This is a genomic window from Klebsiella sp. X13, from assembly GCF_003323835.1.
Classification (GTDB): domain Bacteria; phylum Pseudomonadota; class Gammaproteobacteria; order Enterobacterales; family Enterobacteriaceae; genus Klebsiella; species Klebsiella ornithinolytica.
In genome coordinates, this window is the sequence record NZ_CP030874.1 from 143,466 (window position 1) to 164,418 (window position 20,953).

At 56.3% G+C, this 20,953-nt stretch carries 21 protein-coding genes; 10 read left to right on the forward strand and 11 right to left on the reverse strand.

Features of this window, described 5'->3' with window-relative positions:
* Position 1: 1 nt before the first annotated feature.
* Together DSD31_RS00700 and rfaQ are read right to left on the reverse strand one after the other, a co-directional pair.
* Complete coding sequence (locus DSD31_RS00700; RefSeq protein ID WP_048022800.1) at positions 2-1,129, reverse strand: glycosyltransferase family 4 protein; 1,128 nt, start codon at positions 1,127-1,129, stop codon at positions 2-4.
* Complete coding sequence (rfaQ, locus tag DSD31_RS00705; protein WP_032724303.1) at positions 1,126-2,202, reverse strand: putative lipopolysaccharide heptosyltransferase III; 1,077 nt, start codon at positions 2,200-2,202, stop codon at positions 1,126-1,128. The genes DSD31_RS00700 and rfaQ overlap by 4 nt, the downstream gene beginning before the upstream one ends.
* Before the next feature lie 111 nt (positions 2,203-2,313).
* Between rfaQ and DSD31_RS00710 the strand changes: the two genes are divergently transcribed.
* Positions 2,314-3,276 (forward strand): polysaccharide deacetylase family protein, encoded by a 963-nt coding sequence (locus tag DSD31_RS00710; protein WP_113990781.1) that lies wholly within the window; start codon positions 2,314-2,316, stop codon positions 3,274-3,276.
* Positions 3,277-3,296: 20 nt separating this feature from the next.
* Positions 3,297-4,379, forward strand: a complete 1,083-nt coding sequence (locus tag DSD31_RS00715; RefSeq protein ID WP_065907240.1) for a glycosyltransferase family 9 protein — start codon at positions 3,297-3,299, stop codon at positions 4,377-4,379.
* Positions 4,380-4,425: 46 nt separating this feature from the next.
* On the opposite strand, the gene DSD31_RS00720 is transcribed toward DSD31_RS00715, so the two are convergent.
* The 5 genes from DSD31_RS00720 to rfaD all read right to left on the reverse strand — a co-directional run bounded on the left by DSD31_RS00720 (position 4,426) and on the right by rfaD (position 9,577).
* Entirely contained in the window at positions 4,426-5,598 is a 1,173-nt protein-coding gene (locus DSD31_RS00720; protein WP_032718394.1) for an O-antigen ligase family protein, read from the reverse strand.
* Positions 5,576-6,484 carry a hypothetical protein gene (locus tag DSD31_RS00725; RefSeq protein WP_004868927.1) on the reverse strand — a complete coding sequence of 303 codons (909 nt, stop codon included), beginning with the start codon at positions 6,482-6,484 and terminating at the stop codon, positions 5,576-5,578. The genes DSD31_RS00720 and DSD31_RS00725 overlap by 23 nt, the downstream gene beginning before the upstream one ends.
* Positions 6,484-7,455 (reverse strand): lipopolysaccharide heptosyltransferase RfaC, encoded by a 972-nt coding sequence (gene rfaC / locus DSD31_RS00730; protein WP_004868925.1) that lies wholly within the window; start codon positions 7,453-7,455, stop codon positions 6,484-6,486. The genes DSD31_RS00725 and rfaC overlap by 1 nt, the downstream gene beginning before the upstream one ends.
* Before the next feature lie 3 nt (positions 7,456-7,458).
* Positions 7,459-8,517: an ADP-heptose--LPS heptosyltransferase RfaF gene (rfaF, locus tag DSD31_RS00735; protein WP_004868923.1), complete on the reverse strand. Its 1,059-nt coding sequence runs from the start codon at positions 8,515-8,517 to the stop codon at positions 7,459-7,461.
* Between the two features lie 79 nt (positions 8,518-8,596).
* A complete protein-coding gene (gene rfaD / locus DSD31_RS00740; RefSeq protein ID WP_004868921.1) occupies positions 8,597-9,577 on the reverse strand; it encodes an ADP-glyceromanno-heptose 6-epimerase in 981 nt (326 codons plus the stop codon).
* A gap of 212 nt (positions 9,578-9,789) precedes the next feature.
* On the opposite strand from rfaD, the gene kbl reads away from it, so the two are divergent.
* The 3 genes from kbl (at position 9,790) to DSD31_RS00755 (ending at position 13,009) form a co-directional block, all read left to right on the forward strand.
* Positions 9,790-10,983 (forward strand): glycine C-acetyltransferase, encoded by a 1,194-nt coding sequence (gene kbl / locus DSD31_RS00745; RefSeq protein ID WP_004868920.1) that lies wholly within the window; start codon positions 9,790-9,792, stop codon positions 10,981-10,983.
* A gap of 9 nt (positions 10,984-10,992) precedes the next feature.
* Positions 10,993-12,018 carry an L-threonine 3-dehydrogenase gene (gene tdh / locus DSD31_RS00750; RefSeq protein ID WP_004868917.1) on the forward strand — a complete coding sequence of 342 codons (1,026 nt, stop codon included), beginning with the start codon at positions 10,993-10,995 and terminating at the stop codon, positions 12,016-12,018.
* Between the two features lie 193 nt (positions 12,019-12,211).
* Positions 12,212-13,009 carry a glycosyltransferase family 2 protein gene (locus tag DSD31_RS00755; protein ID WP_004868916.1) on the forward strand — a complete coding sequence of 266 codons (798 nt, stop codon included), beginning with the start codon at positions 12,212-12,214 and terminating at the stop codon, positions 13,007-13,009.
* On the opposite strand, the gene DSD31_RS00760 is transcribed toward DSD31_RS00755, so the two are convergent.
* From DSD31_RS00760 to gpmM, 3 genes are read right to left on the reverse strand one after another with little or no spacing between them, the layout of a single operon-like run.
* Positions 13,006-13,956, reverse strand: coding sequence for a divergent polysaccharide deacetylase family protein (locus DSD31_RS00760; RefSeq protein ID WP_044346796.1), 951 nt, complete (start codon positions 13,954-13,956; stop codon positions 13,006-13,008). The genes DSD31_RS00755 and DSD31_RS00760 overlap by 4 nt on opposite strands.
* A gap of 3 nt (positions 13,957-13,959) precedes the next feature.
* Positions 13,960-15,231, reverse strand: a complete 1,272-nt coding sequence (gene envC, locus DSD31_RS00765) for a murein hydrolase activator EnvC (protein ID WP_015585524.1) — start codon at positions 15,229-15,231, stop codon at positions 13,960-13,962.
* Between the two features lie 9 nt (positions 15,232-15,240).
* Positions 15,241-16,785: a 2,3-bisphosphoglycerate-independent phosphoglycerate mutase gene (gene gpmM, locus DSD31_RS00770; RefSeq protein WP_032718389.1), complete on the reverse strand. Its 1,545-nt coding sequence runs from the start codon at positions 16,783-16,785 to the stop codon at positions 15,241-15,243.
* A gap of 245 nt (positions 16,786-17,030) precedes the next feature.
* Between gpmM and DSD31_RS00775 the strand changes: the two genes are divergently transcribed.
* The 5 genes from DSD31_RS00775 (at position 17,031) to cysE (ending at position 20,267) form a co-directional block, all read left to right on the forward strand.
* Positions 17,031-17,462, forward strand: coding sequence for a rhodanese-like domain-containing protein (locus DSD31_RS00775; protein WP_004868909.1), 432 nt, complete (start codon positions 17,031-17,033; stop codon positions 17,460-17,462).
* A 109-nt stretch (positions 17,463-17,571) separates the two neighbouring features.
* The gene (gene grxC / locus DSD31_RS00780; protein WP_004868906.1) at positions 17,572-17,823 is read left to right on the forward strand and encodes a glutaredoxin 3; all 252 of its coding nucleotides are present in this window, start codon (positions 17,572-17,574) and stop codon (positions 17,821-17,823) included.
* Positions 17,824-17,881: 58 nt separating this feature from the next.
* A complete protein-coding gene (gene secB / locus DSD31_RS00785; RefSeq protein WP_004868904.1) occupies positions 17,882-18,349 on the forward strand; it encodes a protein-export chaperone SecB in 468 nt (155 codons plus the stop codon).
* On the forward strand, positions 18,349-19,365 hold the full coding sequence (gene gpsA / locus DSD31_RS00790) for an NAD(P)H-dependent glycerol-3-phosphate dehydrogenase (protein ID WP_004868903.1): 1,017 nt from the start codon (positions 18,349-18,351) through the stop codon (positions 19,363-19,365). Before secB ends, gpsA begins: the two co-directional genes overlap by 1 nt.
* Positions 19,366-19,445: 80 nt before the next feature.
* The gene (gene cysE, locus DSD31_RS00795; protein WP_004106845.1) at positions 19,446-20,267 is read left to right on the forward strand and encodes a serine O-acetyltransferase; all 822 of its coding nucleotides are present in this window, start codon (positions 19,446-19,448) and stop codon (positions 20,265-20,267) included.
* Positions 20,268-20,444: 177 nt separating this feature from the next.
* Here the strand turns inward: cysE and trmL are convergent, their stop codons facing one another.
* Complete coding sequence (gene trmL, locus DSD31_RS00800) at positions 20,445-20,918, reverse strand: tRNA (uridine(34)/cytosine(34)/5-carboxymethylaminomethyluridine(34)-2'-O)-methyltransferase TrmL (RefSeq protein WP_004868901.1); 474 nt, start codon at positions 20,916-20,918, stop codon at positions 20,445-20,447.
* Between the last annotated feature and the right edge of the window lie 35 nt (positions 20,919-20,953).

Consider the following 20,953-nt stretch of genomic DNA (forward strand, 5'->3'; position numbering starts at 1 on the left):
GTTATTTCACCAGATCCTGATAGAGGGAGAGCAGCTGCGTCGAGAGTCGTTCGCTGGTGCAGGACATGATGCGCTCGCGGGCGCGTTCCCCTTCCGCAGAGCCTAACGCCCGGGCGGGCAGGGCGCTAACCGACTCCTGCAGGGCCGGGATATCCAGCGCATCGCAAACGTAGCCATTGCTGCCCTGAACGATAAACTCCGCGCCGCCGCAGCCGGTGGTGGTAATGACCGGCAGGCCGCAGGCCATCGCTTCGAGAATAACGTTGGGGAACGGATCGTACAGCGTCGGCAGCAGCAGGCCGTCGGCCATCTGATAGAACGGCAGGGTTTCCGACTGCATGCCGAAAAAGCGGACCCGCTCCTCGCAGTTGAGGGTTTTCGCCAGCGACTGATAGCGATTCTGATCTTTGTCTTTACCGACGACCAGCAGATAGCGATCGGTGGGGGCGATGGCGCGGATCGCCGCATCCAGCCCCTTGCGCTCAAAGCCGGAGCCGACGTAGATCAGGCAGGTCGCCTGCAGCGGCAGATTCCATTGGTGACGTAGCGCAACAAAGGCCGCTTCCGTAGGCGGCAGAAAACGCTGGTTATCAATGGCGTTATAGATAACGTGGATTTTCTCCGCCGGCAGGCCGAAGTCTTCAATAATCTCGCGTTTTATCATCTCCGCGTTGCAGATGACGCCGCGCAGGTGCGAGTCCTGGTACATTTCGCGCTCAGCCTGCATGACATAGCGATGGTAGCGGTCGGCAAACAGCAGGCGGCTTTTCCAGCCGGGCAAAATGCGCGAGCGCTGCTGTAGCCAGCGGCGGTGCACGCCGTCCCCGGCGCGGTACAGGTCGCAGCCGGGAATGCGTTCGTGGCTCTGCACCAGATCGAAATGTTCGCTCTGCCACAGCCGGCGGGCGGCGTCGGCGAAACCACGTTCGCGGCTGATCCGCCCCCACTTACGCGGGTTGCAGATATGAATATTCCAGTCGGGTTTCACCGGCCCTTGCCATTCGCGAGTAATGACGTTCAGTTCAAGATTGCTGCTATCAAGGGCTTCCAGCGCGCGGGAGACAAAGCGCTCCGCGCCGCCGTCCGGGCGATATTTCTGTCGCACCAGGGCCAGCCTGAATTTGCTCATGCCAGTACCTTTTTCGCCGCCGCGATAACCGCGTCGGTGGGAATTAAATCGAGATAACGTTCGTCTGTGCCGGTGTCGATATCATCCGGGTCGGGAATAGCGCCGAAATCACCTGCCCAGATCACCTCACCTTTAGCCTGCCATGGACGCCAGAAGGTGAGTTTGGAGGGGCCGAACAGCGCCACCAGCGGCGTACCCAGCGCGGCGGCCATATGCATCGGTACGGAGTCGACGCCGATAAACAGGCGGCCATGATCGATGACGGATGCCAGCTGGCGCAGAGTCAGCTGACCGGCGAGGGAGTGTAAACGAGCATTGGGGCAGCCCGCCATAATGGTATCGATCATCTGCTTCTCTTTGGCATCGGGACCTGAGGTCAGCACGACCGGGTAGCCTGCGTCAGAGAGGGCGTTAATCAGGGCGCTCATTCGCTCTTCGCGCCAGCACTTAAAGAACCAGCGGGAGGTCGGTTGAATGACGATATAGTTGTCCTGAAATCCTTCCGGCAGCAGCGCGCGGCTGACGTGCCAGTCCTGCTCGCTGTAGCCCATTTTAGCCGGCGCGTCATTCATCTCCAGCCCAAGCGGCGCCAGAATCGACAGATTCTGCTGCACGGTGTGCTGCTGGTTATGCTGCTGTGTTGAGGCGAGAGCGGTATGACAAAAACGCCATGCCGGGTGACGACGCTTCGGGAAGTCAAAGCCGATGCGGATTGGCGCGCCGGTCAGTTTCGTGATAATTGCGCTTGGCCACTGATCGGCAAGATTGAGCACCATATCGTAGCGCTGCTGGCGCAGCGCACGAATCAGCTGCCACTCCATCTTGAGCTGGTGGCCGGTGCCCTGTTTTTTCCAGCGCCGATCAATGGCGAAAATCTGATTGATATCAGGATTGGCGGCGAGCATATCCCGGGTTTCTTCATACAGCAGGACATCAACGCTGGCCGCGGGATATTGCTGTTTGAGGGCGTGAATGAGCGGCGTGATCAGCAGCATATCGCCATGATGGCGCAGCTTAATAACCAGGATTCGCGTCGGGGTCACAGGGCCGGAAGAGCGGGTTTCAGGCGTCATTCTCTGTTCTTCATTCAATATCAGGTTTCCGATTCTAGGGGATCAGACTGATTGAGAGAAGCGTTGTATTGCTCTACCATGACCCGATACGTATGCTCTGAGGACGTTTTCGTGCACAATCCCGCATTTCTCATCACGATTGATACAGAGGGCGATAACCTCTGGCAAAAACATGACAGCATTACCACCGAGAATGCGCGCTATTTACCGCGTTTTCAGCAGCTTTGCGAAAAGTATGGTTTTAAACCGGTCTATTTGACCAACTATGAAATGGTGATCGATCCCTTTTATATCGAATTCGCCAAAGATGTGATTGCCCGCGGGACGGCGGAAATCGGCATGCACCTCCATGCCTGGAACAGCCCGCCGACGGACCCGTTGACCGATGACGACTGGCGTCATAAACCCTATCTGATTGAATATTCCGATGCGGCGATGCGCGAAAAAGTCGCTTACATGACGCATCTGCTGGAAGACACTTTCCAGACGAAAATGGTCAGCCATCGCGCCGGACGCTGGGCGTTTGATGAGCGCTACGCCCGCCTGCTGGTGGAGCATGGCTATCTGGTTGACTGCTCGGTCACGCCGCGGGTCAACTGGAAGACGGCGAAAGGCGCCCCGCAGGGGGACGGTGGTACCGATTACCGTCGTTTCCCGCAGCATGCCTATTTCCTTGACGAGAACGATATCAGTCGCGAAGGCGGCTCTTCGCTGCTGGAAGTGCCGATGAGCATTCAATATAAGCACTCCGGCTGGATGAACAGCGTGAAGCAGGGCTACGATCGCTTGCGCGGCAAAGTGCGTTCGCCTTCCGTTCACTGGCTGCGCCCGATGGGGGGAAATGTCGACACCATGAAGAAAGTGGTGCAGCAGACATTGACTCAGGGCAATGATTACGTCGAATATATGCTGCACTCTTCTGAGTATATGCCTGGCGGCAGCCCAACATTTAAAAATAAACAGGATATCGAGCAGTTATATGTCGACCTGGAAGCATTTTTTAACTGGCTGGCGCCGCAGGTGAAGGGGATGACGTTGGCAGAATATTACCAGCGGAAACACACACAGCGATAAAAGGCACCCTAAGGTACCGTATGCGTATCCTTAAACAACTGACGCGGAAGAAAAATGCTTTTTTCCGCGACATTAAATTTAATTTAATTAATTTTCGTTATAGAAATAAAGCTGAGCGCCAGCCGTTCAATCCCGCTCAGGTGAAGCGCATTTTATTACTGCGTCTGGATGATAAAGTCGGCGACATGGTGGTAACCACCGGCTGTGCCAGACTTCTCGCCGAGCACGGCTATAAAGTTTCTGTCCTCACCGGTCCTGTATGCATGCAAATATTAGCAGGCTCAATATTTCTTGAGAATGTATATTTGTATAAACCGCGCATGTCACTCGCGGCGTTACGCGCACTTAATTTTGATGCGGTTATAGATTTTGATGACGTGAAAACCTATGAACGGTTTAAGTTTCTCTCTGATTTACGCGCGCCCTGCGTCATTGGTTTTAATAAAGAGAAATATAAGCTGTATGACCAGTCAATCACCTTTTATGATAGCAAAAGCCATATTTCCGCCCGCTATAAACAGGTGGTTAAGCTTTTTGGCGTGAGAGATGAGCACTATCATTATCACGTTCCCGGCGATATACGCGAGCGCCAGCGAGTGGAAAAGTTACTGGCGACAGAAAGTGACAGACAGCTATGCGTGGCCATCAATCCTTTTACCGCCTCAACAGATAAGGATTTCTGCCGTCATCAGGTCGCCGCGCTCATTGAACGGCTCCGTCAGCTCCCCTATAAAGTGAGCGTGGTGATGGTCGGTCGCAGCGAGAAAATCCGTCAGCTTGGGCTGGATATGGCCCTGTATCTGGCTGACAGCAATATCAACTCGGCGGTAGAAGTTATCCGCTGCTGCGATCTGGTGATTACCGCTGACACTTCCATTGTGCATATTGCCAGGGTGTTTGATAAGCCGATGGTGGCGGTCTATAACAAGCGCAGGCTCAAGGATACTGGCCTGCCGGGTTATACCATTTGGGCACCGGGTTATGCTAAGGCCAGGCAGATTGTCTGCGAGGAAGAGAACGTGGCGGATGTCCCGATTGACGCCATATGGCCGATGATCCAGGAGCAGGCTGATAGTCTGGTTGCCACGCGTTTGCGGCAATAAAAAAGGGCCCGGACGGGCCCTTTTCGGTTACGCTTTCACGACGGCCTTACGGCCGTTTCGCCGTCAGGCTGTTGCTCAACGCAATCCCGAGCGGTAACCAGAACAGCACCCAGGTTTCTCGCGGGTTGCTGACGATAAACATCCCCTGCGACGCCATAAAAATCAATGCATACATGAAAATCGCCAGGCTGTATCGGCTGTCGCCGCGGCGTTTGCACCATGCCCGCCATAATCCGCTGGCGATGACCGCCAGCAGCAGCAGCAGGCCAATGATGCCGCCTTTCAGCAGCGAGCCGAGATAGACGCTGTGGGTGGTGGTGATGTGTTCACCGCTGTAGTTAATGAATTCGAGTCCATAATCGAACCCCCGACCCAGCCAGGGATGGTCCGCGATTTCCGCCAGCGTATGGCGCCAGATACTGAAACGTAGACCACTCTGTGTCCCCATCTCCTCAAAGCGGGCTAACAGCAGGTCGCCAACCGGCGTCAGGAAGAAGACCAGCCCGAGCACCACCGCCAGCGTGGCGACGATCGCTAAATTACGGCGCGTAAACACCTGCAGATGCAGCGTGCAGCAGAAGGCCAGCGCCAGGGCGATAATCGGCCCGCGACTCTGGGTAAAGACCATCATCACCAGCAGGATAGCGATCGGCACATAGAGATAATGGCTGGCTTTCTCTTGCAACAGCAGGCAGCAAATTAAGATGGCGATGCCACAGTATCCTGCCAGGTCGATAACGTTGGTCGGGCCTGGGTTTTCCGCTGAGACTTCGCGTAAGGTCAGAACCAGCGTATGGTCTATCGCCAGCGTCCAGACAGACAGCACGGTGACTCCGGCAACCACGCTGAGCAGCGCCAGATGCCGGGTGCGGGGATGGCCCATCAGGGTGGTGAGCAGCAGCAGGTAGAAGATGAGGTAGGTGCCGTGAGTCAGCGGCGAGTCAATATGTTGCGGCGTATGCCCCCAGAGATTGCTGAGCGCATAGTAGACAAAGAAGACCACCAGCAGCGCATAGGTCAGCCATTGCTGGCGGGTGCTCTCCGCCAGCGCCTGGCGATGGTCTTTGTTCAGTAAAGACAGCAGGAACAGCAGAATCGACAGGTGGAGCAGGTTATTCGTCCGGGTGGAGATGCAAAAAATAGCGCTGAAAAATAAAAATAAGGGAAAGAAAATGGAGTAACCCTGAATGGCATAGTTACTTATTTTTAAAGTACGCATCAAAAGAAACCTTTGCAAAAATCGATTCCGGCACCGCGCTCTCCTGGGAGAAATTGATGACCCGAATATGGTTTTGTTGTAGCACACAAGCGGCGTGCGAAAAGGACGGCATGACCAGGTCATCCACTTTGTTTGCCAGGTAGGAAGGCAGTTTATTCTGTTGTGTTTCGTAGAACCGCGGTTCGTGGAAATTATTCATGTCCAGCCCGCTGATAAGAATAGTGTCGAACCCCAGCCAGGCGAGGATCTGTAAGGACCAGTAGACCACGGTGCCGGCATCAAAGACCCCGTGGCGGATATCGGTGCTAAAGCAGATATCCTGGCGCTCAGGGTGGAAGCGAAGCGCTTCGATATGCTGATAGGTTTGCCGCATCATGCTGCTGGCGACTTTAGGCTGGTAAATTTTATAGCAGCCGTCTTCAATCAGCGCCAGGCGGCAGCGCAGATCGGCCGGATAGCGATCGTAGATTTTGGCGATCCCGTGCATGGTGGTAAACAGCACAAGATCGGGCTGGCCGATCACCGAGCGAATAATGTCGGGTTGCTTGTCGTAAAACTCCATATCGACAATGGTGTAGAACGAAAACCTGAGCGTATCAGAGAGAAACCAGGCGCCGTTGACACCCATCACCGGCACGCTCTCCGGCAGCCGTGAAAAATCAATACGGCGGGTGGAGGGGCCGGTCGCCGTCAACAAAACCTCGCCATGCGCGCTGTTTTTTAACGCGCTCAGGCTGACCAGCGGAACGTGTTGACCTTTGTACTGCAGCGTGCGGATTTCACCGCTTTCGGCACGGGTGATTTTGGTATACGGCCAGAGATTTTCGTTATGGCGAAAAGCCCGCGGACGCGTGTAGCGGTAAATTTGCTTGTACAGTGAACCCATTAAATCAGCCCCTGAGATTGCAGCAGCTGCGCGATGCGGGCGGCGGAAATATCCCCGGTACTGTTGCCGCTTTCCGGACGTACGACATACTGATTTTTACCGTAACCGCCAATCAACCCCGGGTCGGTGGGACCATATAACGTAAAATTGGCTTTATCGAGCGCGGCGGTCAGATGGCTCAGGCCGGTATCAACGGAAACCACGCCTCTGGCGCCCGCCAGAACCTGAGCGACCTGCTCCAGACTCATGCGCGGCAGTACTTCGACAAAGTCGTGGCCATCCGCCAGCCGTTTGGCCCGCGCTTCTTCATGCGGGGCGCCCCACGGCAACTTAATCTGCAGGCCGCTGTCGGCCAGCAGAGCGATAAGCGCCTGCCAGTGGCTTTCTGGCCAGTGTTTGTCATCGCGGGTCGTGGCATGGAGGAAGACGAGATACGGCACCGCAGAGGCGGCATCCTGGCGGGTAAAGTGGCGGGCGATGGCATAATCTCCCTGACTCTCCGGCCGGGTGTAGCCCAGGCTTTTGGCGAACAGTTCGCGGGTGCGCTCAACGGCATGCTGCTGCTTCGCGATATGGTGACGGCGATTGTAGAACAAGCTGGCCAGCGGCTCGCGGGCGGTTTGCCAGTCCATACCGTGCTTCACGCCGTGCGCCAGCCGGGTGACCAGCGCGGCGCTTTTGACCAGACCCTGAGCATCGATAATCGCGTCATATTTCTGTGCCCGTACGGCATCGCGAAAGGCCTGGCGTTCGCCCCTGATGGGGGCAGAAAACCAGGCTTTACGCCAGCGACGAATGGCGACGGGAATCACCCGATCGACCGCTTCATGCCAGGACGGGATCTGTGCGAACCCCTCCTCGACGACCCAGTCAAAGCGAATGCCGGGAAAAGCTTGCACAGCATCGGTCAGCGCGGGCAGCGTATGCAGGACGTCGCCCATGGACGAGGTTTTTACGATCAATACCCGCATCCGCTACGCTTCCTCTTTATCGGTTTTTTCCTGCAGGAGCGCGTTTAGCTCTTCCTGTACGCGCTGCGGCGTAATATCGATCAGGCTCTGATGATAACCTTCCGCGGCATCGCCCTTACGGACTTTGTGGTAGCCGCTAATCAGGCGAATCACCCGCGCTTTGTGGGACAGCGGCGGGGTGAAGTCGGGGCTGCTTGGGCCATACAGCGCCACCAGCGGGCGGTTCAATGCCGCGGCAACATGCATCAGACCGGAATCGTTACTGACGACGGCCGTACAGGCGGCAATCAGGACGACCGCCTGTTCAAGCTGGGTTTCTCCGGCCAGATTACGACACCATGCCTGCTGCCGGGTATTCAGCGCGGCCAGGATATCGTTGCCGGCGTCATGGTCTTTGGCCGAACCGAACAGAACCACCTGATACCCCTCGTCGATAAGCTGCTTTGCCAGCTCGGCGTAGTGGTAGTGCGGCCAGCGTTTTGCCGGGCCAAACTCCGCTCCGGGGCAGAAGCCGATGATCGGACGGTCGGCAGAGATGTTGAATGCGTTGCAGACCTGCGATTTTTCCCCGTCAAAAACCTGCAGCTGCGGCCACAGCAGCGGCTGCGGCAGGTCTTTGGCGCTGAGCATGACCCCTTTGTCATAGGCCAGCGCGACATAGCGTTCAACCATCAGCGGCCAGGCGTCTTTATCCAGCACCCGCGCGTCGTTCAGCAGACCGTAGCGCATCTCACCGCGCCAGCCGGTGCGGTGCGGGATGTTGGCGAAGAAGGGAACCAGCGCCGATTTAAATGAGTTCGGCAGCACGTAGGCGCGGTCGTAGCGTCGTTCGCGCAGACTGTGTCCGAGCTTACGGCGCTCGCCTATCGCCAGCGCGCCATGGCCGAGCGGCATCGGGATGGCTTCGTTGACTTCCGGCATTCGTGACAGCAACGGACGGCACCATGCGGGTGCCATCACGTCGATGATTGCCTGGGGATAGCGCGCTCTGAGCGTGCGATAGAGACTTTGCGACATCATCATGTCGCCCACCCATGACGGGCCAACCACCAATATTTTCATTCACTTCATCCTTCAAGCCATCTCTGCGTTGGCTGCCTGCGTTCATCCCGGTCACTGACTTTAGTAAGCCCCCGGAGATTTACTTCGTTGCCGCCTTGCTATCGCTTGAATGATTTTGTGAACCGGCGTCAGTTTCGCGATTGAGCCAGGCCATATACTCCGTTACGCCTTCGGCAACGGTCTTGAACGGCTTGTCGTAGCCCGCAGCGCGCAGGTTGGTCAGATCCGCCTGGGTAAATGCCTGGTAGCGGCCTTTCAGCTTTTCCGGGAACGGGATGTATTCGATGCTGCCTTTCTTATGGTATGCCAGCGTGGCATCGGCTACCGCCTGGAAAGATTCCGCACGGCCGGTGCCGAGGTTGAAAATGCCGGATACGCCGTTTTCCCAGAACCACAGGTTTACCGCGGCCACGTCGCCTACGTAGACGAAATCGCGTTTGAAGCCATCGCTGCCTTCGAACAGTTTCGGGCTTTCGCCGTTATTCAACTGGGTGTTGAGGTGGAAAGCCACGCTCGCCATGCTGCCTTTGTGCCCTTCGCGCGGCCCGTAGACGTTGAAATAGCGGAAGCCAACGATCTGCGAGTCGGCTTCCGGCAGGATCTGGCGGACGTATTCGTCGAACAGGAATTTGGAGTAGCCATAAACGTTCAGCGGCTGCTCATATTCACGGGATTCGATAAAGTCGCTGGTGCGGCCGCCGTAGGTTGCCGCCGACGAGGCGTACAGGAACGGAATCTGACGCTCCAGGCAGTAATGCAGCACCTCTTTGGAGTACTGATAGTTGTTATCCATCATGTACTTGCCGTCCCACTCCGTGGTGGAGGAGCAGGCGCCTTCGTGGAATATGGCTTCAATTTCGCCGAACTCTTCCCCGGCCATCACCTGAATCAGGAAGTCTTCTTTATCCATGTAATCAGCGATATCCAGGTCTACCAGGTTAGCAAACTTGGTACCGTCTTTCAGATTATCTACGACCAAAATGTCGGTAATGCCTTTGTCATTCAGGGCCTTAACGATGTTGCTGCCGATAAACCCTGCGCCGCCGGTAACGATGATCATAACTGTAACCTTTGAAGTATGGAGTCCAGAGACAATCCGGACATGAATACTCATATCATATCACCACATGGAGCAGGCTTCAGCCATTCGCCGAAAAGCGGTTGGCGAGCGTGATTTATGCTGCAAATAATTCATCCAGGCATGCATCATCTCGTATCAGCGTATAGCTTTGGGTAATATGTGCCAAATTTTGCCAAATCTGGAGAGTTGCAATGCGTGGTGATTTTTACGAACAGTTGACCAATAGCCTCGAGACCGCTCGTGCGGAAGGGTTATTTAAAGAAGAACGCATTATTACGTCGGCGCAGCAGGCGGATATTACCGTCGGCGGCAGCAATGTGATTAACTTCTGCGCCAATAACTATCTGGGTCTGGCTAACCATCCGGAGCTGATTGCCGCCGCGAAAGCGGGGATGGACAGCCACGGTTTTGGTATGGCTTCCGTGCGCTTTATTTGCGGTACGCAGGATAGCCACAAAGCGCTTGAGAAGAAGCTGGCTGAGTTCCTCGGCATGGAAGATGCGATTCTCTACTCCTCCTGTTTCGATGCCAACGGCGGCCTGTTTGAAACCTTGTTGGGCCCGGAAGATGCCATTATTTCTGATGCCCTGAACCACGCTTCCATCATTGATGGCGTGCGTTTGTGCAAAGCAAAACGCTACCGTTATGCCAACAACGATATGCAGGAGCTGGAAGCACGTCTGAAAGAGGCCCGTGAAGCCGGCGCACGCCACGTGCTGATCGCCACCGACGGCGTATTCTCCATGGACGGCGTGATCGCCAACCTGAAAGGCGTCTGCGATCTGGCGGATCAGTTCGATGCGCTGGTGATGGTCGACGATTCCCACGCCGTCGGCTTTGTCGGTGAAAACGGTCGCGGCTCTCATGAATACTGCGATGTGATGGGCCGTGTCGATATCATCACCGGGACATTAGGTAAAGCGCTGGGCGGCGCATCCGGCGGCTATACCGCTGCACGTAAAGAGGTCGTTGAATGGCTACGTCAGCGTTCGCGTCCGTATCTGTTCTCCAACTCGCTGGCCCCGGCGATTGTTGCTGCCTCTATCAAAGTGCTGGAGATGGTGGAGTCCGGTGCTGAACTGCGCGATCGCCTGTGGTCCAACGCGCGCCTGTTCCGCGAAAAAATGACCGCCGCGGGCTTTACGTTGGCTGGTGCCGACCACGCGATTATCCCGGTTATGCTGGGCGAAGCCGTGATTGCGCAAAACTTTGCGCGCGAGCTGCAAAAAGAAGGGATTTACGTCACCGGGTTCTTCTATCCGGTGGTACCAAAAGGCCAGGCGCGTATTCGCACCCAGATGTCTGCGGCGCATACCCCTGAACAAATTGAACGTGCGGTAGAAGCCTTTACCCGCATCGGTAAACAACTGGGCGTGATTGCCTGAGGGCGTGAGATGAAAGCGTTATCCAAACTGAAAGCGGAAGAAGGCATCTGGATGACCGACGTACCGGAACCGGAAGTCGGCCATAACGATCTGCTGATCAAAATCCGCAAGACCGCGATTTGCGGTACCGACGTACACATTTATAACTGGGATGAGTGGTCGCAAAAAACCATCCCGGTGCCGATGGTAGTAGGGCATGAGTACGTGGGTGAAGTCGTGGGTATCGGCCAGGAAGTACGCGGCTTTAAGATTGGCGATCGCGTTTCCGGCGAAGGGCATATTACCTGCGGCCACTGTCGCAACTGCCGTGCTGGCCGTACACATCTGTGTCGTAACACGATCGGCGTAGGCGTGAACCGTCCGGGCTGTTTCGCGGAATATCTGGTCATTCCGGCTTTCAATGCCTTCAAAATCCCGGACAATATTTCTGACGATCTGGCGTCGATTTTTGACCCGTTTGGCAACGCGGTCCACACGGCGCTCTCGTTCGATCTGGTTGGCGAAGATGTACTGGTATCCGGCGCAGGCCCGATTGGGATCATGGCGGCTGCGGTCGCGAAACACGTCGGCGCACGTAATGTGGTTATTACTGACGTGAACGAATATCGACTGGGTCTGGCGCGTAAAATGGGCGTGACGCGTGCTGTGAATGTTGCGCAAGAGAGCCTGACCGATGTGATGGCCGAACTGGGGATGACCGAAGGGTTCGACGTGGGCCTGGAAATGTCCGGCGCGCCGCCGGCATTCCGCACCATGCTGGATACCATGAACCACGGCGGTCGTATTGCGATGCTCGGTATTCCGCCGTCGGATATGTCCATCGACTGGACAAAAGTTATTTTCAAGGGGCTGTTTATCAAAGGGATTTATGGCCGGGAAATGTTCGAGACCTGGTACAAGATGGCCGCACTGATCCAGTCCGGGCTGGATTTGTCACCGATCATTACCCACCGTTTTGGCATCGATGAGTTCCAGCAGGGCTTTGATGCGATGCGCTCCGGCCAGTCCGGAAAAGTGGTGCTGAGCTGGGATTAAATCTGATAAAACGGCAGCCCGGCTGCGGCCGGGTTTTATGCTGAGATACGCTGAGCGCCTGCGGGCGCTTTTTTTTATTTAGATTTGGATAACATTTCACAGATCCTTCATCGTGAACGCACTTTTTCTAAATCGATTTTTGGCCTATTCGTTTATACAGTTCGTTTAACTACCGTTTAATTTTATAAACACCATGCTTAAACTCTCTGTATGCTTACTGACCTGTAATTCTGCCCGCCTGCTAGGCCAGGTTTTACCTCCGCTCCTGAAGGTGGCGGATGAGTGCATTGTTGTGGATTCAGGCAGCACCGATGCGACGCTGGATATCTGTCGCCAGTTTGGGCTGACGGTACATCATCACCCCTATACCGCTCACGGGGCGCAGATGAACTACGCGACGACGCTGGCCAGCCATGACTGGGTGCTGTGCATGGATAGCGATGAAATTCTCGATAATGAGGTTGTCGCTGAGATTCTGAGGCTTAAAGCCGGCGAGGATCTCGACCCCGCCTGTGCCTGGCGCCTGCCGCGCTACTGGTATGTGCTTGGCGAACCCGTCAGGACTATTTATCCCGTCTCATCGCCGGATTATCCGGTTCGCTTATTCAATCGTACTACGGCGGCCTTTAACAACCGCGCGGTTGACGATCAGGTGGTTGGTCACGCCCGATCCCTCAAACTCCCGGGTCGGGTGCGTCACGATACCTTTTATTCGCTGCACGAAGTCTTTAGTAAGCTCAATAGTTATACCACCCGGCTGGTGAAACATCAGAAGATCAGGCCCTCTCTGGGCCGCGGGATCATCAGCGCGATTGGCGCCTTTTTTAAGTGGTATCTGTTTAGCGGGGCATGGCGGAATGGGAAGGTGGGGGCCGTGACCGGGCTATATGCAACCCTGTACAGTTTTATGAAGTATTTTAAAGCCTGGTATGCCTTTGAAGATAAACGGGAATCTGCCGCTGAAAAACGAACAGATTCCCGATCCGCTTAGTTCGTTGGGTTGTCCCAGCCCTGCCATTTCAGCTGGTAGTACTGCACCAGAGGGCTCTGGCGGATACTTTCGCTCAGGATGCTGAAGAAGCGGCTGGCGTATACCGGCTCCGGCGGATGCTTCGGTTTACAGAACTTCACGCCGCGGAACGGATTGCGCGGCGATGTTGGCGGCGTCGTTTTCGACGGCGGTAGCCCGCTGTCGGGCCTTGAGGTATCGACCTGCGGCTCGTTCAGCAGGTTGCTCGGACGCACCAGGGTGATATCCGGCGGCAGGTTATAGACCATTTGCTGCAGGACGCGCACCGTGGTGGGGTGCGGATGACCAATAGCAATGGCGGAACCGTTGCGGCGCGCCAGCGCGATGGCACGGTTGAACTGCACGCGAATATCGGCCTCATTCTGCGTGTCATCGAGGAACACCTTACGCTTGATCACCTTCACCCCGGTACCCTGCGCCGCGCGCATGGCCTGGGTGTTGCCGATGGTAACGCTGTCGAGGAAATAGAGATTGTAGCGCTCCAGCGCCTGCATCACCTTTTGCATTCCGAACAGGCTGGAGGTCATCGCGCTGCCCATATGATTGTTCAGGCCCACGGCGTACGGCACTTTGCCATAGGCGTCGCGGATGATGCGCTCGATCTCGTCGCTGCTCATCTCCGGGCGCAGCGTATCTTTTTCCAGCGGTTGCTTGCTGAGCGGCGCCATCGGCAGGTGAATAAGCACCTCGTGGCCGAGATTGTGCGCTTTAGTCGCCATTTCACGGGCGTGTGGCGCGTTGGGTAAGACGGCGACGGAGATGGTTGCTGGCAGCGCCAGTACCTGATTTTCAGTCTGTGGACGATAGCCAAAGTCGTCAATAACAATGGAGAGTTTACCGGCAAATGCCGGCGATGCCATAGCCAGCGTACCGGCTACCGCGAATGCAATTCTGCGAAATTGAAGCAAAACTTATCTTCCCAACCACGGCTGTGGATTGACCGCCTGACCCTGGCGACGAATTTCGAAATAGAGCGACGGACGGCCCTGACCGCCGCTGCTGCCTACGAGAGCAATCGGCTGGCCCGCCCGGACCTGAGTGCCGACGCTGACCAGCGCGCTTTGGTTATAGCCGTAAAGGCTCATATCGCCTTTACCGTGTTCAACGACCACAACCAGGCCATAGCCCTGTAGCCAGTCGGCGAGAATCACCCGGCCATCGGCAATTGCCTTGACCTCGGTACCTTCAGACGCAGCGATAACCATCCCTTTCCAACGTAGTTCACCTTGCAGCTGTTCGCCATAACGATGAAGCAACGTTCCGCGAACCGGCCAGTAGGCCTGACCGCGCGGAGAGCCCAGACCGCCGGTGCGGGACATCAGCGAACGCTCGCTTTCGGTCGGTTTGTAGGTGGTACCTTTACGGGATGCATCCTGCTGACGATCGCGCACGGCCTGAGCCTCGCGAGCTTCTCGCTCTGCGCGGGCCTTCGCTGCGGCTTCTGCTTGCGCGATCCGACCGCGCAGGCGCGATTCGTTGGCCCGCATTTCGCCCAGCTGCTGCTGACCTTGCTGAATAGACGATTCAAGGCCTGAAAGGGTTTTCTTACGTTCGTTCCGCGCCTGTTCCAGTTTTGCCTGCTGTGCGCGCTGCTCGTAAACCAGCGTCTGCTGTTGGCTCTGCTTTTCTTCCAGCTCCGCCTTTTGCGCGGCGACCTCTTCACGCGTCTGTTTCAGCTGGGCGATGGTCTCCTGGCGGGCCTGGTTAAGATAACCGTAGTAAACCTGCATGCGCTGGTTACGCTGACCCTCTTCACCGCTGAGGATCATTTGCATCCCGGTATGCGGCCCCTGACGGAACGCGGCATCAAGCTGCGCCGACAGGTTACGCTCCTGAGTGGCGCGCTGACGTTCCAGCTTTGCGATTGAAGCGTTCATTTCGTCAATCTGCTTATTCAGCTGGTTCAGGGTATCCTGGGTTTCACGCAGTTTGCGGGCGGCGGCAGAGATGGCCTCTTCCTGTGCTTTGAGCTGGGCAAGCAGGGAGGCGCGTTGCTGTTGCTGTTGCTTGATCGCCCGCTGCTTTGCGGCGATATCGGCCTGAATAGATTTGAGCTGGTCGCGGTCATCCGCCTGAGCAGGTGCGGCGCACAGCAATACGCCAGCGCTGAGTGCGCTGGCGTAAAGGACGGATCGAACAGCCGTTGCGATCCATGTATTTGAATAAGTCGCCTTTCCCCTCATGGGGAAGGATTATTCCACGATGAACAGCGGCTTGCCAGTCATCTCTTGCGGGATTTCCATTCCCATCAGCGACAACATGGTTGGCGCGATATCGGAAAGCTTGCCACCTTCGGCGACTTTCACGGCTTTATCGCCAACGTAGATCAGCGGTACCGGCAGGTTGGTATGGGCCGTGTGGGCCTGGCCGGTTGCCGGATCGCGCATCTGTTCAGCGTTACCGTGATCGGCGGTAATCAGCAGCTGGCCGCCGACGGATTCTACCGCTTTGGCAACCTGATCGATGCAGTTGTCCAGCGTTTCAACGGCTTTAATTGCCGCTTCCATGACGCCGGTATGACCGACCATATCGCCGTTCGGATAGTTACAGATGATGGTGTCGTACTGACCGCCCTTGATAGCAGCAACCAGTTTTTCGGTCAGCTCGGCGGAGCTCATTTCCGGCTGCAGGTCGTAGGTTGCGACTTTCGGCGAGTTAATCAGAATACGATCTTCGCCTTTGAACGGCTCTTCAACGCCGCCGTTAAAGAAGAAGGTCACGTGCGCGTATTTCTCGGTTTCGGAGATGCGCAGCTGAGTCTTGTCGTTCTTTGCCATCCACTCGCCGAAGGTATTGGCCAGGGACGCCGGCGGGTATGCGCAGGCGACTTTAATGTCGGCGGCATATTCGGTCAGCATCACGAAGTCGAGTTTGACCTCTTTCTTACGGGCGAAACCGTCGAAATCGGCGTTGACGAAGGCACGGGTGATTTCACGGGCGCGGTCAGCACGGAAGTTCATGAAAATCAGCGCGTCGCCGTCTTCCATCGCGGCATCGGCCTGGCCTTCGGCACGGATCACGGTCGCCTTCACGAATTCATCGTTTTCATCGCGAGCGTAAGCGGCCTGCAGACCGGCAACGGCGGTGTCGGCCTGGAACTCGCCCTTCGCCAGGGTCATCAGATCATATGCCTGCTCAACGCGGTCCCAGCGATTGTCGCGGTCCATGGCGTAGTAGCGGCCAATAATGGAAGCCACGCGGCCTTTACCGAGAGCGGCAAATTTTTCTTCAAATTTCGCCAGTGAGTTTTCAGCGCTGCGCGGCGGCGTGTCGCGGCCATCGAGGAAAGCGTGCAGGTAGATTTTTTCTGCTCCGCGCTCGGCGGCCAGCTCTACCATCGCCATAATGTGGTCTTCGTGGCTGTGAACGCCGCCAGGGGACATCAGGCCCATAATGTGCACGGCTTTACCCGCAGCAACGGCTTTGTCGACCGCGGCGGTCAGCACCGGGTTTGCAAAGAACGTGCGTTCTTTGATTTCGACATCAAGACGGGTCAGATCCTGGTAAACGATACGACCGGCGCCGAGGTTAACGTGACCCACTTCAGAGTTGCCCATCTGGCGATCCGGCAGACCAACCTCCAGGCCAGAAGCATCAATCAGCGTATGGGGACGTTTCGCCCACAATGCGTCCATGACTGGCGTTTTCGCGCTATAAATCGCGTTATCCTGCTGGTCTTCACGATAGCCATAGCCATCAAGAATGACCAGTACCATCGGCTTTTTAGAATTCGACATTGCGACAACCTCATGCTCAAAGACAGAAAATTTGCGTAATTTTACTACAGCTGAATCGTTCAAAGCACCGTAAAAGATCAAAGAAAGAGAGCGTCGGGCCCGCACGAAAGTCGTCGGAAGGGGATTTTTTCGTGACGGGCCGCAGAAAATACATTACATCGCGCTCACTGGCTGTATTTGCCGCAATGCACAGGTATACTCCTTCCCTGGTTTTTTTATCACTTAGTCGGGAGTTGTAACCCCCCATGCAAGAAATTATGCAATTCGTCGGCCGTCACCCCGTCCTGAGCATCGCGTGGATCGCGCTGCTGGTGGCGGTGCTGTTCACCACCTTTAAGGGGCTGATGTCGAAAGTTAAAGTCATTACCCGTGGTGAAGCGACGCGTCTGATCAACAAAGAAGATGCCGTGGTTGTCGACCTGCGTCAGCGTGACGACTTCCGTAAAGGCCATATCGCGGGCTCCATCAACCTGCTGCCGACCGAAATCAAGGCAAATAACGTTGGTGAGTTGGAAAAACACAAAGCACAACCCATTATAGTGGTAGACGGTTCCGGTATGCAGGCGCAAGAGCCTGCCAGCGCGCTGAATAAAGCCGGATTCGAAAAGGTCTTTGTACTGAAAGAAGGCATCGCTGGCTGGAGCGGCGAAAACCTTCCGCTGGTACGCGGCAAATAAATTTACCCACGTCTTTATGACGTAGTCAGGTTTCCCCCGCTGCGGCGATCCGTTGGGGGCAGCCTTGTCTGCGGCGTAACATCCTGCGGGTAAAAACAGGAGTGAAGTCATGGCCAATATTGATATCTACACCAAAGCGACCTGTCCGTTCTGTATCCGTGCGAAAGCACTGCTGAACAGCAAAGGCGTAACGTTCAATGAACTGCCGATTGATGGCAATGCCGCGAAGCGTGAAGAGATGATTCAACGCAGCGGTCGCACGACGGTTCCGCAGATTTTTATTGATGAGCAGCACATTGGCGGCTGTGACGACTTGTACGCGCTTGATTCACGTGGTGGACTTGATCCCCTGCTGCGCTAATTTTGCGTCCACCCAGGCCGGGTAGGCGTATTTAAGGACAACACGAAAGGGTTTTACTATGTCAGAACAAAACAGCACCGAAATGACTTTCCAGATCCAGCGTATCTATACCAAGGATATTTCCTTTGAAGCGCCAAATGCGCCGCAAGTTTTCCAGAAAGACTGGCAGCCGGAAGTTAAACTTGATCTGGACACCGCTTCCAGCCAGCTGGCTGAAGGCGTCTACGAAGTGGTGCTGCGCGTAACCGTAACCGCTGCGCTGGGCGAAGAAACCGCGTTCCTGTGTGAAGTACAGCAGGGCGGCATCTTCTCTATCGACGGCATTGACGGCAACCAGATGGCGCATTGCCTCGGCGCATACTGCCCGAACATTCTGTTCCCGTATGCTCGTGAGTGCATTACCAGCCTGGTGTCTCGCGGTACCTTCCCGCAACTGAACCTTGCGCCAGTGAACTTCGATGCGCTGTTCATGAACTATCTGCAGCAGCAAGCTGGCGAAGGTGCCGAACAACATCAGGATGCCTGATGAACGCACTTAATGCTGCAATGACTGTGATCGGTGCCGGCTCATACGGCACCGCTCTTGCCATCACACTGGCAAGAAATGGCCACGATGTTGTGCTCTGGGGCCATGACCCGAAACATATCGCGACGCTGCAACATGACCGCTGCAATGCCGCTTTCCTTCCTGACGTCCCTTTCCCTGACACGCTGCATCTTGAAAGCGATCTGTCTGCCGCGCTGGCTGCCAGCCGCGACATTCTGGTTGTGGTGCCAAGCCACGTCTTTGGTGAGGTTCTGCGACAGATTAAACCGCTGATGCGTCCGGATGCGCGCCTGGTCTGGGCGACGAAAGGCCTTGAGGCTGAAACCGGTCGCCTGCTGCAGGATGTCGCGCGCGAAGCGCTGGGCGACACGATCCCGCTGGCGGTTATTTCCGGCCCGACCTTCGCCAAAGAGCTGGCGGCAGGGCTGCCGACGGCCATTTCGCTGGCATCCACGGAGCCGCAATTTGCCGACGACCTGCAGCGCTTGCTGCACTGCGGTAAAAGCTTCCGCGTCTATATCAACCCGGATTTTATCGGCGTGCAGCTTGGCGGGGCGGTGAAAAACGTCATCGCCATTGGCGCCGGGATGTCTGACGGCATCGGCTTTGGCGCCAATGCGCGTACGGCCCTGATAACCCGTGGTCTGGTTGAAATGTCGCGTCTCGGTACCGCGCTGGGCGCCGATCCGGAAACCTTTATGGGGATGGCGGGGCTGGGCGATCTGGTGCTGACCTGTACCGATAACCAATCGCGTAACCGCCGCTTTGGCATGATGCTCGGCCAGGGTATGGATGTGCAAAGCGCGCAGGATAAGATTGGACAGGTGGTTGAAGGCTATCGCAATACCAAGGAAGTTCGCGTTCTGGCACAGCGTTTAGGTGTCGAAATGCCAATAACCGAGGAAATTTATCAGGTATTGTATTGCGGAAAAATTGCGCGCGAGGCAGCATTGACTTTATTAGGCCGCGCACGCAAGGACGAGCGCAGCAATTAAGCTTAAAGGAACCTTTGTCACCTCGATGACCCGGTCAGCGTAGAACTGGCCGGTCATTCTGCTATCGCCTGGAGTCAGCAATGCCGTGTGAAGAACTGGATATCGTCTGGAACAATATTAAAGCCGAGGCCCGGGCTCTGGCCGACTGTGAGCCTATGCTCGCCAGTTTTTACCACGCAACGCTCCTCAAGCACGAAAATCTGGGCAGCGCCCTGAGCTATATGCTGGCGAATAAGCTGGCGTCGCCGATTATGCCCGCCATAGCCATTCGTGAGGTGGTGGAAGAGGCCTATGCCGCCGATCCGGAGATGATCGCCTCCGCCGCCTGCGATATTCAGGCCGTGCGCACCCGCGACCCGGCGGTCGATAAGTACTCCACGCCGCTGCTGTACCTGAAAGGTTTCCACGCGCTGCAGGCCTATCGCATTGGCCACTGGCTGTGGAATCAGGGGCGCCGGGCGCTGGCGATTTTCCTGCAAAATCAGGTTTCCGTTTCTTTCCAGGTGGATATCCATCCGGCGGCGAAAATTGGCCGTGGGATTATGCTCGATCACGCTACCGGTATTGTGGTTGGCGAAACGGCGGTGATTGAGGACGACGTGTCGATTCTGCAGTCCGTGACCCTCGGCGGTACCGGTAAAACCAGCGGCGATCGTCACCCGAAAATCCGTGAAGGCGTGATGATTGGCGCCGGCGCGAAGATCCTCGGCAATATCGAAGTGGGTCGGGGGGCGAAAATTGGCGCCGGTTCCGTGGTGCTACAGCCCGTACCGCCGCACACCACCGCTGCCGGCGTACCGGCGCGTATCGTCGGTAAACCAGAGAGCGACAAGCCGGCGATGGATATGGATCAGCACTTTAATGGTATTCACCATACCTTTGAGTACGGCGATGGTATCTAGAAGCGGGCTATCCCGATAACGCGTTGCCTGCGTAGCGAGGATCGGGCGCCTGCGCCGCTATCGCGGAATCCGCTGCCGTACTGCTTTCCCCCGGCTGGCGCTTAGCAGGGCTACGGACCCGTGATATCGGGTCGCCCGGATAAGGCGCAGCGCGCCGCAATCCGGGAATGACTCAGGCTAACTGCGCAATAGCGCGCCCGGGTACCCCAGCTGGCGCCAGGCCTCGTACACCACCACCGACACCGCATTTGACAGGTTCATACTGCGGCTGTCCGGCATCATCGGAATACGGATTTTCTGCTGTGCCGGCAGGGCATCAAGAATGCTGGCCGGCAGGCCGCGCGTTTCCGGGCCAAACATCAAAAAATCGCCATCCTGATAGCTGACCGCGCTGTGAGCCGGTGTGCCTTTCGTGGTCAGGGCGAACAGGCGCTGCGGCCTGGCGCTTTCCACGAAGGCAGCATAATCACGATGGCGCTGAACGGCGGTAAATTCATGGTAATCCAGCCCGGCGCGGCGCAGGCGTTTATCGTCCCAGGTGAAACCCATCGGCTCAATAATATGCAGATTGAAGCCGGTGTTGGCGCACAGGCGGATGATGTTCCCGGTATTTGGCGGGATCTCAGGTTCGAATAGTACAATGTTCAGCATGCTGCCCTGTCTCATTAGGCTCTTAATCGCGCGGG